This window comes from Streptomyces sp. NPDC042100, from assembly GCF_055582325.1.
Genome location: NZ_JBVJDK010000010.1, coordinates 123,962 through 139,187, shown reverse-complemented (window position 1 = coordinate 139,187; position 15,226 = coordinate 123,962). Strand labels below are relative to the sequence as shown.

Annotated in this window: 11 protein-coding genes; 4 read left to right on the top strand and 7 right to left on the bottom strand. The window is 72.9% G+C overall.

The genetic code is table 11. The features are described from left to right. Nucleotides 1-74 precede the first annotated feature (74 nt). Nucleotides 75-1,004: an RluA family pseudouridine synthase gene (locus ACZ6J5_RS23265; RefSeq protein WP_469394443.1), complete on the top strand. Its 930-nt coding sequence runs from the start codon at nt 75-77 to the stop codon at nt 1,002-1,004. Here ACZ6J5_RS23265 and ACZ6J5_RS23260 read toward each other — a convergent pair. Both ACZ6J5_RS23260 and ACZ6J5_RS23255 read right to left on the bottom strand, forming a co-directional pair. Further along, nucleotides 988-1,617: an MBL fold metallo-hydrolase gene (locus tag ACZ6J5_RS23260; protein WP_469394441.1), complete on the bottom strand. Its 630-nt coding sequence runs from the start codon at nt 1,615-1,617 to the stop codon at nt 988-990. The two genes, ACZ6J5_RS23265 and ACZ6J5_RS23260, sit on opposite strands and share 17 nt — an antisense overlap. Beyond that, nucleotides 1,617-2,702, bottom strand: coding sequence for an S-(hydroxymethyl)mycothiol dehydrogenase (locus tag ACZ6J5_RS23255; RefSeq protein WP_469394439.1), 1,086 nt, complete (start codon nt 2,700-2,702; stop codon nt 1,617-1,619). The genes ACZ6J5_RS23260 and ACZ6J5_RS23255 overlap by 1 nt, the downstream gene beginning before the upstream one ends. A 138-nt stretch (nt 2,703-2,840) precedes the next feature. On the opposite strand from ACZ6J5_RS23255, the gene phsA reads away from it, so the two are divergent. Continuing rightward, on the top strand, nt 2,841-4,703 hold the full coding sequence (phsA, locus tag ACZ6J5_RS23250; protein WP_469394437.1) for an O-aminophenol oxidase PhsA: 1,863 nt from the start codon (nt 2,841-2,843) through the stop codon (nt 4,701-4,703). 73 nt (nt 4,704-4,776) lie between these two features. Here the strand turns inward: phsA and ACZ6J5_RS23245 are convergent, their stop codons facing one another. Next, a complete protein-coding gene (locus tag ACZ6J5_RS23245; protein WP_469394435.1) occupies nt 4,777-6,243 on the bottom strand; it encodes an amino acid permease in 1,467 nt (488 codons plus the stop codon). A gap of 170 nt (nt 6,244-6,413) precedes the next feature. Further along, on the bottom strand, nt 6,414-7,115 hold the full coding sequence (locus ACZ6J5_RS23240; protein ID WP_469394433.1) for a FadR/GntR family transcriptional regulator: 702 nt from the start codon (nt 7,113-7,115) through the stop codon (nt 6,414-6,416). 147 nt (nt 7,116-7,262) lie between these two features. Between ACZ6J5_RS23240 and ACZ6J5_RS23235 the strand changes: the two genes are divergently transcribed. After that, the gene (locus ACZ6J5_RS23235; RefSeq protein WP_469394432.1) at nt 7,263-7,808 is read left to right on the top strand and encodes a gluconokinase; all 546 of its coding nucleotides are present in this window, start codon (nt 7,263-7,265) and stop codon (nt 7,806-7,808) included. Between the two features lie 174 nt (nt 7,809-7,982). Continuing rightward, the gene (locus ACZ6J5_RS23230; RefSeq protein ID WP_469394430.1) at nt 7,983-9,380 is read left to right on the top strand and encodes a GntP family permease; all 1,398 of its coding nucleotides are present in this window, start codon (nt 7,983-7,985) and stop codon (nt 9,378-9,380) included. Here the strand turns inward: ACZ6J5_RS23230 and ACZ6J5_RS23225 are convergent. Genes ACZ6J5_RS23225 through ACZ6J5_RS23215 form a run of 3 tightly spaced genes read right to left on the bottom strand, consistent with a single transcriptional unit; the run spans nt 9,377 to nt 14,980 of the window. Then, complete coding sequence (locus ACZ6J5_RS23225) at nt 9,377-12,778, bottom strand: HEAT repeat domain-containing protein (RefSeq protein ID WP_469394427.1); 3,402 nt, start codon at nt 12,776-12,778, stop codon at nt 9,377-9,379. The two genes, ACZ6J5_RS23230 and ACZ6J5_RS23225, sit on opposite strands and share 4 nt — an antisense overlap. Further along, complete coding sequence (locus ACZ6J5_RS23220) at nt 12,775-13,272, bottom strand: hypothetical protein (RefSeq protein ID WP_469394425.1); 498 nt, start codon at nt 13,270-13,272, stop codon at nt 12,775-12,777. Before ACZ6J5_RS23220 ends, ACZ6J5_RS23225 begins: the two co-directional genes overlap by 4 nt. Before the next feature lie 40 nt (nt 13,273-13,312). Then, nucleotides 13,313-14,980: an FAD-binding dehydrogenase gene (locus tag ACZ6J5_RS23215; RefSeq protein ID WP_469394423.1), complete on the bottom strand. Its 1,668-nt coding sequence runs from the start codon at nt 14,978-14,980 to the stop codon at nt 13,313-13,315. Nucleotides 14,981-15,226: the final 246 nt, after the last annotated feature.

Here is a 15,226-nt window from a genome sequence, read left to right as displayed (position 1 = left end):
TTCAAGTCCCCCCTCGGACACCAGCGAAGGACCCCACAGACTGTGGGGTCCTTCTCGTATGAGGCGGCGGTACGGTGCGACGCAGGAGCAGGACCCCCTCGTCGCCGCTCCCCCAGCGGGACGGCATCGATCCCGTGCGCGTACGGCTGCCGGAGGACCCGGAGCGGCGGTGGGCGACCGTCGGCGCGTATCTGCTCGACCGGTACGCGGCGGCCGTCGGGGCCGCGCGAGTGGCGGAGATGCTGCGCGCGGGACGGTTCGTCGGGGCGGACGGGGCGCCGGTCGGCGCGGACGAGCCGTACGCCGCCGGGCTGCGGCTGTGGTTCCACCGGGACTTCCCCGCCGAGGAGCGGGTGCCGTTCGAGATCGGGGTGGTGTACCGCGACGAGCGGATCGTGGTCGCGGACAAGCCGCACTTCCTGGCGACGATGCCGCGGGGCCGGCACGTCACGGAGACGGCGCTGGCCCGGCTGCGCCGCGACCTGGAGCTGCCCGCGCTCCAGCCCGCGCACCGGCTGGACCGGCTGACGGCGGGGCTGGTGCTCTTCATCGTGCGGCCGGAGGACCGGGGGGCGTACCAGACGCTGTTCCGGGACCGGGCCGTGCGCAAGGCGTACGAGGCGGTGGCGCCGTACGACCCTGCGGTGGAGCTGCCGGTGACCGTGCGGAGCCGGATCGAGAAGGAGCGCGGGGTGCCGGCCGCCCGGGAGGTGCCGGGCGAGCCGAACGCCGAGAGCCGGATCGAGCTCCTCGCGCACGCGGGCGGGCTCGCCCGGTACCGGCTGGAGCCGGTGACCGGGCGGACCCATCAGCTGCGGGTGCACATGAACGCGCTCGGGCTGCCGATCCTGTACGACCCGCTGTACCCGGTGGTGCGACCGGACGGGCCGGAGGACTACGGGCGACCGCTCCAGTTGCTGGCGCGGTCGCTCGTCTTCACCGACCCGTTCACGGGTGAGCCGAGGCGCTTCCTGAGCCGCCGTGCGCTCAACGGCCTCGGCTGATCCACTCCGCGAGGTGCGGGGCCTCCGCGCCGATGGTGGTGGTGGCGCCGTGGCCGGTGCGGACGACGGTCTCGGGCGGGAGGGTGAGCAGCTTCTCCTCGATCGACCCGACGATGGTCGGGAAGTCGGAGAAGGAGCGCCCGGTCGCGCCCGGACCGCCCTGGAAGAGGGTGTCGCCGGTGAAGACGGTGCCCAGCTCCGGGGCGTACAGGCTGACGGCGCCGGGGGCGTGCCCCGGGGTGTGCAGCACGTGCAGGTCGGTCCCGCCGATGGTGAGGACCTGGCCGTCGGCGAGCTCGCCGTCCGGGGTGTGGTCGGGGTGGGTCAGCTTCCACAGCGGCTGGTCGGCGGGGTGGAGCAGGATCCGGGCGCCGGTGGCGGCGGCGAGCGCCGGGGCCGCGTCGATGTGGTCGTCGTGGGCGTGGGTGCAGACGATGGCGAGCAAGGCGCGCCCGTCGAGGGCGGCCAGGATGGCCTCGGCGTCGTGGGCGGCGTCGATGACGATCGCCTCGCTGTCGTCGCCGACGATCCAGACGTTGTTGTCGACGTCCCAGGTGCCGCCGTCGAGGCTGAAGGTGCCGGAGGTGACCAGGTGGTCGATGCGGGCGCCCATCAGAGGACCACCACCGAGCGCAGGACGTCGCCCTCGTGCATCCGCGCGAAGGCCTTCTCGACCTCGCCGAGGCCGATGGTCTCGGTGACGAAGGCGCCGAGGTCGATGCGGCCCTGCTGGTGCAGGTCGATCAGCATCGGGAAGTCGCGGGAGGGCAGGCAGTCCCCGTACCAGGAGGACTTGAGGGAGCCGCCTCGGCCGAAGACGTCGAGCAGGGGCAGTTCGAGCCGCATCTCGGGGGTGGGGACGCCGACGAGGACGACGGTGCCGGCGAGGTCGCGGGCGTAGAAGGCCTGGCGGTACGTCTCGGGCCGGCCGACGGCCTCGATGACGACGTCGGCGCCGAAGCCGCCGGTGAGCTCGCGGATCGCCTCGACGGGGTCGCCGGTGCGGGAGTCGACGGTGTGGGTGGCGCCCATCTCGCGGGCCTTGGCCAGCTTGCGCTCGTCGATGTCGACGGCGATGATCCGGGACGCCCCGGCGAGCCGGGAGCCGACGATCGCTGCGTCGCCGACGCCTCCGCAGCCGATGACGGCGACGGTGTCGCCTCGGCCCACGTTCCCGGTGTTGAGGGCGGCGCCGATGCCGGCCATCACGCCGCAGCCGAGGAGTCCGGCGACCTCGGGGGCGACGGCCGGGTCGACCTTGGTGCACTGGCCGGCGGCGACCAGGGTCTTCTCGGCGAAGGCGCCGATGCCGAGCGCCGGGGAGAGCTCGGTGCCGTCGAGCAGGGTCATCCGCTGCCGGGCGTTGTGGGTGTCGAAGCAGTACCAGGGGCGTCCGCGCAGACAGGCCCGGCACTGGCCGCACACGGCGCGCCAGTTGAGGATCACGAAGTCGCCGGGGGCGACGTCGGTGACGCCCTCGCCGACCGACTCGACGACGCCCGCCGCCTCGTGGCCGAGGAGGAAGGGGAACTCGTCGTTGATGCCGCCCTGCTTGTAGTGGAGGTCGGTGTGGCAGACGCCGCAGGCCTGGATCTTCACCACGGCCTCACCGGGGCCGGGGTCGGGGATCACGATCGTCTCGACCCGGACCGGCTCGTTCCTGCCGGGGGCGACGACCCCCTGGACCTGCTGCGCCATCGTGGACTTCCCTTCCACCAAAACGGTGACCCGCGTTACGGATGTGACGATATCGGCCAGGTTACGCGGAGCTCGCAACCCGCGTCCCCGGCTCGGCCGTCTCCTCTCCCAGCAGGCATGACACAGCCTCAGGGGGAAATGATGACCAGTGAACTCGAACCGTACGTGGACCCGTTGACCGTGCCGCCGGTGCTCCGGCCGGAGCCGGGCGGGGAGCCCGGCGGGATCGCGGAGATCGAGGTCTCCTCGCGTCCGACGTGGGTGCGGATGCACCGGCAGCTGCCGCCCACGCTGATGTGGGGGTACGAGGGGAGCGTCCCGGGTCCGACGATCGAGGTGCGGCGGGGGCAGCGGATCCGGGTGGCGTGGACCAACCGGATCCCGAAGGGCAGCCCGTACCCGGTGACCGTGGTGGAGGTGCCGCGGACCGCCGGGCGGCCCGATCCGCACAACCGGCCGGGCCGCGAGGGGGTGGAGCCGGTCGGGGAGGCGGCGGCGCTGCCCGCCTGGACGGTGACGCACCTGCACGGGGCGCAGACCGGCGCCGGGAACGACGGGTGGACGGACAACGGGGTCGGCTTCGGCGACGCGCAGCTGTCGGAGTATCCGAACGAGCACCAGGCGGTGCACTGGTGGTACCACGACCACGCGATGAACATCACCCGCTGGAACGTGTACGCGGGCTTGGTGGGCACCTACCTGGTGCGGGACGAGGAGGAGGACGCGCTCGGGCTGCCGTCCGGGGAGCGGGAGCTGCCGCTGGTCCTGGCGGACCGGAACCTGGACACGGACGAGGACGGCACCCTGAACGGGCGGCTGCTGCACAAGACGACCACGCTGGTGGCCAGTCACCCCGAGACGGGGAAGCCGGTCGGGCTGCCGTTCCTCGGCCCGTACACCACGGTCAACGGCACGATCTGGCCGTATCTGGACGTGGTGGACGGGTGGTACCGCTTCCGGCTGGTGAACGCGTCGAACGCGCGGACCTACGACCTGGTCCTCGTCGACGAGGACGACCGGCCGCTGCCGGGGATGGTGCACCAGGTCGGGAGCGACGGGGGGCTGCTGCCGCGCCCGGCGGCGTTCGACTTCGAGGCCGGGGACGGGGGCGCGGAGGGCGTGGCGCCGCTGACGATCGCCCCGGCCGAGCGCTTCGACCTGGTGGTCGACTTCCGGGGCCGGGCGGGGCAGCGGCTCCGGCTGGTGAACAAGGCTCCGGGACGGGCGCCCGGGGTGCCGGACGCGGCGCTGAGCGTGCCGTATCCGCAGGTCATGGAGTTCCGGGTGGGCGAGGGCGCCGAGGACGGCGGGTGTGACGGCTTCACGCTGCCGCCGGTGCTCTCGGGCTCCTTCCGGCGCTACGACCACGCGCACGTCGAGCACGGGCACCGGCTGGTGGTGCTGACGCCGCCGGGGACGGTCGGCGGCGGCGGGCATCCGGAGATCTGGGAGATGGAGGAGGTCCCGGAGCGGGAGCAGCCGAAGCTGCGGCTGCCGGCGAACGGGGTGATCCAGCTCCAGTCGGCGGACGGCAAGGTGCGCACGTACCGGCGGACGGCCCGGACCTTCAACGACGGGCTGGGGTTCACGGTCGGCGAGGGCTCGTACGAGCAGTGGTCGTTCCTGAACCTGGCGCCGGGGCCGCTGATGCACCCGATGCACATCCACCTGGCGGACTTCCAGGTGATGGGGCGGGAGGCGTACGCGACGGACGGCTTCGACGCGGCGCTGGGCGGTTCGCGGCGGCCGGTGCGCTTCGACGCGGGGCGGCCGGTGCCGGTGCCGGCCAACGAGGCGGGCTGGAAGGACGTGTTCCGGGTGCCCGGCGGTGAGCTGGTGCGGGTGCTGGGGCGCTTCGACGGGGCGTACGGGCGCTTCATGTACCACTGCCATCTGCTGGAGCACGAGGACATGGGGATGATGCGGCCGTTCGTGGTGGTGCCGCCGGAGGTGCTGCCCTTCGACCACGGGGCCGGGCACGGGGGCCACGGGGGCCACTGAGCACCGGCCCGGACGCGCCGAGGCCCCCGCGGGCGCTGAGCTCGCGGGGGCCTCGGCCTGTGCCGGGACGGGCTCAGTCCTCGGCGCGGCGGGCCGCGGCGCGGACCCGGCCGCGGACCAGGAACCAGCCGCCGACCAGGGCCGCTCCGATGAGCGGCAGGCAGGCGACGGTGGTGCGGCCGACCCCGCCGTCCATCCACATGAGGACGAGGACGGCGGCCAGGAAGACCAGCGTCACGAGCTGGGTGTACGGGGCCCAGGGCAGCCGGAAGCCGGGGCGGGTGACCCGGCCCTCGCGGGAGGCGCGCCAGAAGAGCAGCGAGCAGACCATGATCATCGCCCAGGTGCCGATGATGCCGATCGAGGCGAAGTTGAGGACCAGTTCGAAGGCCTCGCCGGGCATGACGTAGTTGAGGCCGACGCCGAGGACGCCGAAGCCCGCGGTGAGCAGGATGCCGCCGTAGGGCACGCCGCCCTTGTTCATGACGCCGGTGAACTTGGGCGCGGAGCCCGCCAGCGACATGGAGCGCAGGATGCGGCCGGTGGAGTAGAGGCCCGAGTTGAGGCTGGAGAGGGCGGCGGTGAGGACGACCAGGTTCATCACGCCGGCGGCGCCGGGGACGCCCAGCTTGTCGAAGACGGTGACGAAGGGGCTCTGGTCGGCGGAGTACGCGGTGTACGGGAGCAGCAGCGCCAGCAGGAACACGGAGCCGACGTAGAAGAGGCCGACGCGCCACATGATCGAGTTGATCGCCTTCGGCATGATCTTCTCGGGGTTCTCGGTCTCGCCCGCCGCGACGCCGCACAGCTCGACGGAGGCGTAGGCGAAGACGACGCCCTGGATGAGCAGCAGCATCGGCATCACGCCGCTGGGGAAGATGCCGCCGTTCTCGGTGATGCTGGCGAAGCCGGGGGTGTGGCCGCCGACGTCGTGCTGGGTGACGACGAGGAAGATGCCGACGAGCATGAAGGCGACCAGCGCGGCGACCTTGATGATCGCGAACCAGAACTCCATCTCGCCGAAGTACTTCACCGAGATGAGGTTGGCGGCGAGCACGACGGCGAGGGCGATCAGCGCCAGGATCCACTGGGGGACGTCGCTGAACATGGCCCAGAAGTGGGCGTAGGTGGCGGCGGCGGTGATGTCGGCGACGGCGGTGGTCGACCAGTTGAGGAAGTAGAGCCAGCCCGCCGTGTAGGCGCCCTTCTCGCCCATGAACTCGCGGGCGTAGGAGACGAAGGCACCGGAGGAGGGGCGATAGAGGACCAGCTCGCCTAGGGCCCGGACGACGAAGAACGCGAAGACCCCGCACACCGCGTACGCGATGAATAGGGAGGGGCCGGCACTGGCCATGCGGCCGCCGGCGCCGAGGAAGAGCCCCGTGCCGATCGCGCCGCCGATGGCGATCATGTTGATGTGCCGGGATTTCAGGTCTTTGCGGTATCCGGCGTCGCCGGCGTCGATGTGGGGGGACGCCGGAGAGCCGGTGGCCGCCGGAGCGGCGGTGCGCGGCTCGGCCGCGGTGACGCGGTCACTCATGCAGTTCGGTCGCCTTCGTGAGGGGGTGTCGGGCGTGCGCTAGCCGGCCGTGCCCCGGGGGTCTCCCCTGGCACGGCCAGCGCACATCCTCGCGGCGGGCAGCGCTCCTGACTGTGGTGGATGTCACTGAACGCCCGTATTTGAGGTAGTTCAGAGCTTACGGGCCCGATTCAGGGCGCGAGAACGTCGAGTTCCTTGAGCGCACCGACCGCGATCTCCCGGGTGAGCGCCTCGGCGCGGGCCGCGTCCCGTTCCCGCACCGCCTCGGCGACCTGGACGTGCAGGGTGACGGCGGCGGGGTCGGGGTCCTCGAACATCACCTGGTGGCGGGTGCGCCCGCTGAGCACCTCGGCGACGACGTCCCCGAGCCGGGCGAACATCTCGTTGCCGGAGGAGTTGAGGACGACCCGGTGGAAGGCGATGTCGTGCACCAGGTACTCCTCCAGGCGGCGCCCGCGCGAGGTGGCGACCATGCCCAGGGCCTGCTCGGTGAGCTCGCGGCACTGCTCGGGGGTGGCGTGCAGGGCGGCGAGCCCGGCGGCGACCGGCTCGACGGCGGAGCGCAGCACGGTGAGCGAGCGGAGCTGGCGGGGGCGGTCGGCGCCGGCCAGCCGCCAGCGGATGACCTGGGGGTCGTACACGTTCCACCGCTCGGTGGGCAGCACGATCACGCCGACCCGGCGCCGGGACTCGACGAGATGCATGGATTCGAGGACCCGCACGACCTCGCGGACGACGGTGCGGGAGACCTCGAAGCGCTCGGCGAGCTCGTCGCTGCGCAGCACGGAGCCCGGGGGGTACTCCCCCGCGGTGATCGCGAGACCCAGGGCGTTGAGGACGTGCGGGTGGAGCCCCTGGGCCGTGGTCGTCATGACGGTCAGCCTATGCGTGATCACACGTGTGATCACGCCGGGCCAAATAAGTACGACTTATTCGTCACACCCTCTTGAATACGTCGTACCCAACAGGTTTCATGAGCGCGACGGATCGATGTCGAAGAAGACAGCGAGGCACCCCCCATGAGCACCACCCCCCAGCCCGTCCCGGCCGGCCCTCCCCCGGTCGTCGTCGTGATGGGCGTCGCCGGAACCGGCAAGACCACGATCGGCCCGCTGGTCGCCGAGGCCCTCGGCCTGCCGTACGCGGAGGGCGACGACTTCCACCCCGCGGCCAACGTGGCCAAGATGTCCGCCGGCACCCCCCTGGACGACGGCGACCGCGAGCCCTGGCTCGACGCCATCGGGCGGTGGGCGCACGGCCGGGCCGGACTCGGCGGGGTGGTGAGCAGCTCGGCGCTCAAGCGGGTCTACCGGGACCGGCTGCGGGCCGCCGCCCCCGGCGTGGTCTTCCTGCACCTCACCGGCGACCGGGAGCTCATCGAGCGGCGGATGGCGGCGCGCAAGGGCCACTTCATGCCGACCGCGCTCCTGGACTCGCAGTTCGCCACCCTCCAGCCGCTGCGGGACGACGAGGCGGGCGTCGCCGTCGACGTGACCGGGAGCCCCGCGGAGATCGCCGGGCGCGCCGTGGCCGCGTTGCGCGGGCTGGGCGGGCTGGGCGGCTGATCCGCCTGGTCCGCCTGTTCCGCCTGATCTCCGTAGGCCCTTAGGCCCCAAGGCCCGTACGCCCGGGCAGCACCCCCTCGGTGCGCTCTCGCAGGGCCGCGTACGCCCCCCCGTACGACCCCCGTCAGACCCGCCCGACCCCCGTCCCCACTCCCTGCTTCCCAAGGACCCACCGTGACCAGTCTCAGCGTCGAGATCCTGGCAGCGGACGCCGCCGAACCGATCACCTCGGCGGGCAACGCCCAGCTCGGCATCGCCGTCCTCGCCGGCATCGCCGTCATCGTCCTGCTCATCACCAAGCTCAAGATGCACGCGTTCCTGGCGCTGACCATCGGGTCATTCGCGCTCGGCGCGTTCGCGAGCGCCCCGCTCGCGGACACCATCAAGTCCTTCACCACCGGGCTCGGCAACACCGTCGCCGGTGTCGGCGTGCTCATCGCGCTCGGCGCGATCCTCGGCAAGCTGCTGGCCGACTCCGGCGGCGCCGACCAGATCGTCGACACGATCCTCGCGAAGACCGGCAGGAAGGCCATGCCGTGGGCGATGGTGCTCATCGCCTCCGTGATCGGCCTGCCGCTCTTCTTCGAGGTCGGCATCGTGCTGCTGATCCCGGTCGTGCTGATGGTCGCCAAGCGCGGCAACTACTCGCTGATGCGGATCGGCATCCCGGCCCTCGCCGGCCTGTCCGTCATGCACGGCCTGATCCCGCCGCACCCCGGTCCGCTCGTCGCGATCGACGCCGTCGACGCCAACCTGGGCGTCACCCTCGCCCTCGGTCTGGTCGTCGCGATCCCGACCGTGATCATCGCCGGTCCGGTCTTCGCCCGGTACGCGGCCCGCTGGGTGGACATCCCGGCGCCCGAGAACATGGTCCCGGTCCGTCCCTCCGAGGACCTGGAGAAGCGCCCCGGCTTCGGCGCGACCGTGACCACCGTGATGCTGCCGGTCGTCCTCATGCTGGCGAAGGCCCTTGTCGACATCGTCGTCGACGACCCGGCCAACGGCCTGCAGAAGGTCACCGACGTCATCGGCTCCCCGCTGATCGCGCTGCTCGCCGCCGTCATAGTGGGCATGTTCACCCTGGGCCGGGCGGCCGGCTTCACCAAGGAGCGGCTCTCCACCACCGTCGAGAAGTCGCTGGCCCCGATCGCGGGCGTGCTGCTGATCGTCGGCGCGGGCGGCGGCTTCAAGCAGACCCTCATCGACATCGGCGTCGGCCAGATGATCCTGGACTTCTCCGAGAGCTGGTCGATCCCGGCCCTGCTGCTCGCCTGGCTGATCGCGGTCGCGATCCGGCTCGCGACCGGCTCGGCGACCGTCGCCACGATCTCCGCGGCCGGTCTGGTGGCCCCGCTCGCCGAGGGCATGTCCACCGGCGAGGTCTCGCTGCTGGTCCTCGCGATCGGCGCCGGTTCGCTCTTCTTCAGCCACGTCAACGACGCGGGTTTCTGGCTGGTGAAGGAGTACTTCGGGATGAGCGTCGGCCAGACGATCAAGACCTGGTCGGTGATGGAGACGATCATCTCGGTGGTCGGCATCGTCTGTGTGCTGCTGCTGTCCTTGGTGATCTAGCGGGCGGCCCCGAAACCCGATGCGAGGATCGGGACCAGCCGGCCGGCGAGGTCCCGGACCTCGGCCGAGGAGTCCTCGGCCGCCGCCCCTCTGACCAGCTCCAGGACGTGCGGATCGTCCCGACCGCTGTCGGCCAGGACCCGGAGTGCGCTCAGGCGCACGGCCGGGTCCTCGTCGTTCGCGAGGCGGTCGTGGGCGAGGGCGAGGGCGTCGGGGACGCCCTCCATGGCCAGGGTCGACAGGACGAAGGCCCGGAGCGCCGGAAACTCGTCCGTCACCGCGCGGTGACGGACGAAGCCGACGGTCTCGGGGCTGGTCCAGCCCAGCCGGACCAGCTCGCCCAGCGCCGTCCCCCGCACGTCGCCGTTCTCGTCGCCCGTCGCCACCTCGCGCAGGAGGTCCGTCCAGTCGGGCGTGGCGCTCCGCCTCGACGGCAGGAGAAACGGTCCGACCGTCGAAAGGGCCGCCTCACGGACACCGGCGTCGGGGTCGTGCCGGATGGCCTCCAGGCGGAGCTCCCGCCACTCCTCGTCGCCCTCGGACCACTCCGCCGTCGAGAACACGGCGGCCCGCACCTCCGGGGCGGGATCGCTCCTCCCCAGCTCCCTCATGGCGGCCCGTACCTCGGGATCGGCCCGCCACAGAAAGGCGAGGTCGCGCGCCACCGAGGCCCGGAGCGCCGCCGGCAAGCCTCCGGCCAGCCGGTCGAGCAGCAGCAGCCGCACCTCGTCCGAGCGGACGCCGAGCTCGTAGAGGAGCACGTGCAGAGCCCGTTCCAGGACCTCGGCGTCCTCTTCCCGCTCCGCCAGGGTGTACAGGAGGGCGATGCCCTCCTCTCTCCGCTCGGACGTGAGCCGGCCCAGAGCGTGGGCCGCCGCCGTGCGGACGGTGGCGTCGGCGTCCCGCAGGGCCTCCCGCACCCAGGCCCAGATCTCGGGCCCGGCACCGTATCCGTCGTTGACGGCTCGCGGTGCTCCGACGCGTGCGGACGGTTCGTCCCGGGCGGCTTCAGCGAGATACGCCTCCGGGTCCGGCTCCGCCAGCAGGTGGCCGAGGCGTACCCTCAGCGCCTCCGCGCGCACGTGCTCGTCCTCGTCCTCCCGCATCCGGTCGAGCATCGCCAGCGTGGTCCCGGCCGGGGCCTCGGACCTGACGAGCTCCAGCAGGGCCCACCGGACGGCGGGATCGGGGTCCTCCGCCGCGCGGCGACCCGCCTTCTCCCACCGGTCCGGGTCCCGCCCCACGTCCGCGTGGGCGGCGGCCACCCGGGCGACGGGACTGACGCTGAGCTCCATCGCCTCGTCGCGTACCCGCCCCGCCTGCTCCTCTCCCGCGCAGAGCAGGCTCAGCCGGATGTCCGCCGCGAGGGAGGGCACCCGGTTGATGGCGAACCCGTTCGTGACGACGTCCTCGCGGCTCCACTCCTCGTACCAGTCGAGGTAGGTCCGGCGGCCCGGCCACCCCTCGCCGAGCGCGGCCAGGGACCGGCCGATCGTGTGGAGCCTGCCGTACGGGTGGAAGAAGTTCACACCGAGCACCCGGGCCAGCTCCAGCAGGCGGATCACCCGGCGGACGATCCGCTCGCTCTGCGGGGCCAGCAGGCCGACGCGCCGGATCTCGCCCAGGCACCGGGCCGCGAAGGCGACTTCGGTGAAGGACGTGTCGCGGTGCGTCCGCAGGCCCGGGCTCGTCGTCTTCGGCGCCAGCACCCGGTCCAGCACCCGGGCCGCGAACGGCTCGTCGATCCGGCCGATGAGCAGGAGCAGGATCTCGTCCCACGCCGGGTCGGGCAGCCTGCGGACGAAGAGGTCCTGGAGCTCCTCCTCCGACATCGCGCGCTCGTGGCTGAAGCGGCGGGCGATGTCGGTCGCCGCCAGGTACTCCAGGAACGTGCGGTGCACGAAGCCGTAGACCTCGCCGCCGAAGTGGCTGAGGATGAAGTTCCGGCCCCGGAACTGCTCCAGCATGATGCGGGCGGCGGTGACGGCGCGGTCCTTCGGGAGGTCGTAGCGGTCCCTGAGGTAGCCCTCGAAGCTCTCGATGAGGTCCGGGCCCGCGATGTGGTTGCCGGCCACGCCGCCGTGGCCCTCCTGCATCCGGCGGGCGACCAGGCGGAGCAGGGTCAGCCGGTCCTCGGCGTCCAGGTACGGGAGGTGCTCCTCCACCGTGCGGTCCTTGAGGAACTTGCCGGGGTCCCAGTGCTCGACGAGGACGGCGACGGCCTGCTCGTACACCCTCGCCCGGTCGCGGGGCAGTTCGCGGCGGCGGCCGATGAGGGCGAGGATCGTGAGGATCAGCGGGTTGCCCGCGAGTTCGGCGACGGAGCGGGAGCCGTCCACCGCCGTGGCGACCCGCTCCGTCAGCTTCTCCGCCAGGACCGGTTCCCCGGGGCAGGAGAGGGCGAACCACTGGCGCGTGAAGGCGTCGATCTGCTCGCGGTCGAGGTCCTGGAGCATGTACGTCGTGAAGCCCACGGCGTCCAGCACGGCCCCCCGGTAGCCGTAGCCGCGCGAGGTGACCACGACGCGGACGCCGGGGTGGCGGGCGGCGAAGGCGGCGATGCGGCGGGTGACGGTGTCCCGCACCGCCGTCTCGAAGAGTTCGTCGAGGCCGTCGAAGAGCAGCAGGAGCCGCCGCGCCCGCTCACCGTTCAGGTAGCCCGACAGCGTCTCCGGCGGCAGGGACAGGCCCTCGGTCGCGTACTGGTGGGCCAGGAACTCCTCGAAGCCGCGCTCGCGCCACTCCGCCTGGGCGTAGCCGCGCAGTTCGACGACGATCGGCAACCGGTCCGCGAGGGCGGCGAGTCCGGGCGGCGGCTCGGGCGCGGTGAGGGCCAGCGCCAGGTAGCGGGCCAGGGTCGACTTGCCGGCGCCCGGGTTGCCGAGCAGGACGATCCGGTCGAGCGCGGGGTCGGCGAGGACGTCGAGGACGGGCCTCGGGGGCCGCTCGCGGTAGGCGCGGCGGACGCGCTCGACGGTCTCCCGCTCGACGCCGGGCGGCAGTTCGGGGTGGTCGGCCCCGGTGCCGTCCTTGAGGCGGCGCAGGAGTTCCTGGGGGAGCTCGACGGGCGGCGGGTCGGCTCGTACGGACTGGGGGACGAACACGTCGCGCAACTCGACGGCCGGGTGCTCGTCCTGGTCCCGCAGCGGGGTGAGGACGGCCAGGTCCAGGCGTCCGTAGCGCTGGCGGACGCGGGCGGCGTAGGCGGCGACCGCCCGGTCCCGCTCCTCTTCCGTCTCCCCGTCGTCGGGGGGTGACGGCACGGCGTGGGACGGCGGCGGGGTGACGATCGAGACGGAGCCGTGGACCTCGTTGATCAGCGTGATGTCGCGGCCGGCGGTGGCGCCGGAGGCGTTCTGCCCGCGCTTGCGCCACCGGCCGCCCCACAGCCACCTCACGGGGTGCTGTGGGGGGTGACCGGGGCTACCGGGGCTACCGGGGCTACCGGGGCTACCGGGGCTACCGGGGCTACCGGGGCTACCGGGGTGATGCGTACGGAGCCGCCGACCCCGTCGATCTGGGTGAGGTCGCCGCCCGTGCTCACCCCGGCGGCGGACTGGTCCGCCGTCCCGGCGCCCGCGCCGGGCGTGGCCGCGGGCGACGGCACGGTGGCGGGTGCCGTCCCGATGGTGACGTCGCCCGCCACCCCCTTGATCTGATGGATCGAACCGCCGGCCGTCGCGTGGTCCGCCGACTGCGCCGGGCGGCCGTGCGCCGGGCGGCCGGTGAGCAGCCCGCCGGCCGTCAGCAGGAAGCCCGCCACGGTGAAGAAGAGGCTGAGCACGCTGCTCCACCGGTCGGCGTCCTCCAGCCCCTGGAGCGCGAGGAAGGCCGCGAGGCCGCCCAGGGCGAGCAGGACACCGGTCGAGATCAGCGTCGTTCGGCGGGTCACCCGCTCATCTTGCCCGCCCCGGGCGGCTGTTGGGACGGTTTCAGCCCACCGCCTCCGCCGCCGCCCGGCCAGCCGCGCGGCCCGAGAAGAGGCAGCCGCCGAGGAAGGTGCCTTCGAGGGAGCGGTAGCCGTGGACGCCGCCGCCGCCGAAGCCCGCCGCCTCGCCCGCCGCGTACACACCAGGGAGCGGTTCGCCGGTCGGGGTGAGGACGCGGGAGGAGAGGTCGGTCTGGAGGCCGCCGAGGGACTTGCGGGTGAGGATGTTGAGGCGTACGGCGATCAGCGGGCCCGCCTTCGGGTCGAGCAGGCGGTGCGGGGCGGCCGTGCGGATCAGGCGGTCGCCCAGGTAGCGGCGGGCCCCCCGGATCGCCGTGACCTGGAGGTCCTTGGTGAAGGAGTTGGCGATCTCGCGGTCGCGGGCGGTGATCTCGCGGCGCAGCTCGGCCTCGTCGATCAGGTCCGTGCCGGTGATCCGGTTCATGCCGCGCACGAGGGCGGCCAGGTCGTGCTCGACGACGAAGTCGGCGCCCTTGTCCATGAACGCCTTCACCGGGGCGGGCACGTCGGCGCGGGCGCGCCCGATGACGTCGCGGACGGACTTGCCGGTGAGGTCGGGGTTCTGTTCGGAGCCGGAGAGGGCGAACTCCTTGCCGATGATCTTCTGGTCGAGCACGAACCAGGTGTGGTCGTGGCCGGTGCGCATGATGTGTTCGAGGGTGCCGAGGGTGTCGAAGCCGGGGAAGAGCGGCACGGGCAGCCGCTTGCCGGTGGCGTCGAGCCAGAGCGAGGAGGGGCCGGGCAGGATGCGGATGCCGTGCCGGGCCCAGATCGGGTCCCAGTTCTCGATGCCCTCGGTGTAGTGCCACATCCGGTCGCGGTTGACGTGGTGGGCGCCGGCCTTCTCCGCGATCCCGAGCATCAGACCGTCCACGTGGGCGGGGACGCCGGAGAGCAGCCGGGCGGGCGGGGTGCCGAGGCGTTCGGGCCACTGTGCGCGGACCAGGTCGTGGTTGCCGCCGATGCCGCCGGAGGTCACGATCACCGCCTGGGCCCGCAGGCTGAAGCTCCCCGTGGCCTCGCGGCCGGAGGCGGTGCCGCGCGGGGCGTCGGAGGGGGCCAGGACCTCGCCGGTGACGGTGTCGACGCTGCCGGCCGTGCGGGCCAGGCCGGTGACCCGGTGGCGGAAGCGGAAGCGGACCAGGCCGCGGGCCACGCCGTCGCGGACCTTGGCCTCGAAGGGGGCGACGAGACCGGGGCCGGTGCCCCAGGTGATGTGGAAGCGGGGTACGGAGTTCCCGTGGCCGGTGGCGTCGTAGCCACCGCGCTCGGCCCAGCCGACCACCGGGAAGAAGCGCACGCCGAGGCCGTGCAGCCAGGCGCGCTTCTCGCCGGCGGCGAAGTCGACGTACGCCTCGGCCCAGCGGCGCGGCCAGGCGTCCTCGGGGCGGTCGAAGCCGGCCGTGCCGAGCCAGTCCTGGAGGGCGAGGGCGTGGCTGTCGCGGATGCGCATCCGGCGCTGCTCGGGCGAGTCGACGAGGAAGAGGCCGCCGAAGGACCAGTGGGCCTGGCCGCCGATCGAGCGCTCGGGTTCCTGGTCGAGCAGGATCACCGACCGGCCGGCGTCGACCAGCTCGGCGGTGGCGACCAGTCCGGCGAGGCCGGCTCCGATGACGATGACGTCGGCGTCGTACGCCTCATGGGATGACATGACCGCATCTTGGATACACCGGTGTATCCAGTCAACGGTCCGGAGCGATCCGGGGCCGAGTCGGAGCGATCCGGGACGGGAGCCGGAGCGGGCGATCCGGGGCGGGAGCGGGAGCGATCCGGGGTGGGAGGGGAGCGGTCCGGGGCGGGAGGGGAGCGGTCCGGGGCGGGAGCGGGAGCGATCCGGGGGCGCTCGGAGTACCGAGGGGGACCCCCTCCCGCTTTTTAATGTTGAGCATTAATATGA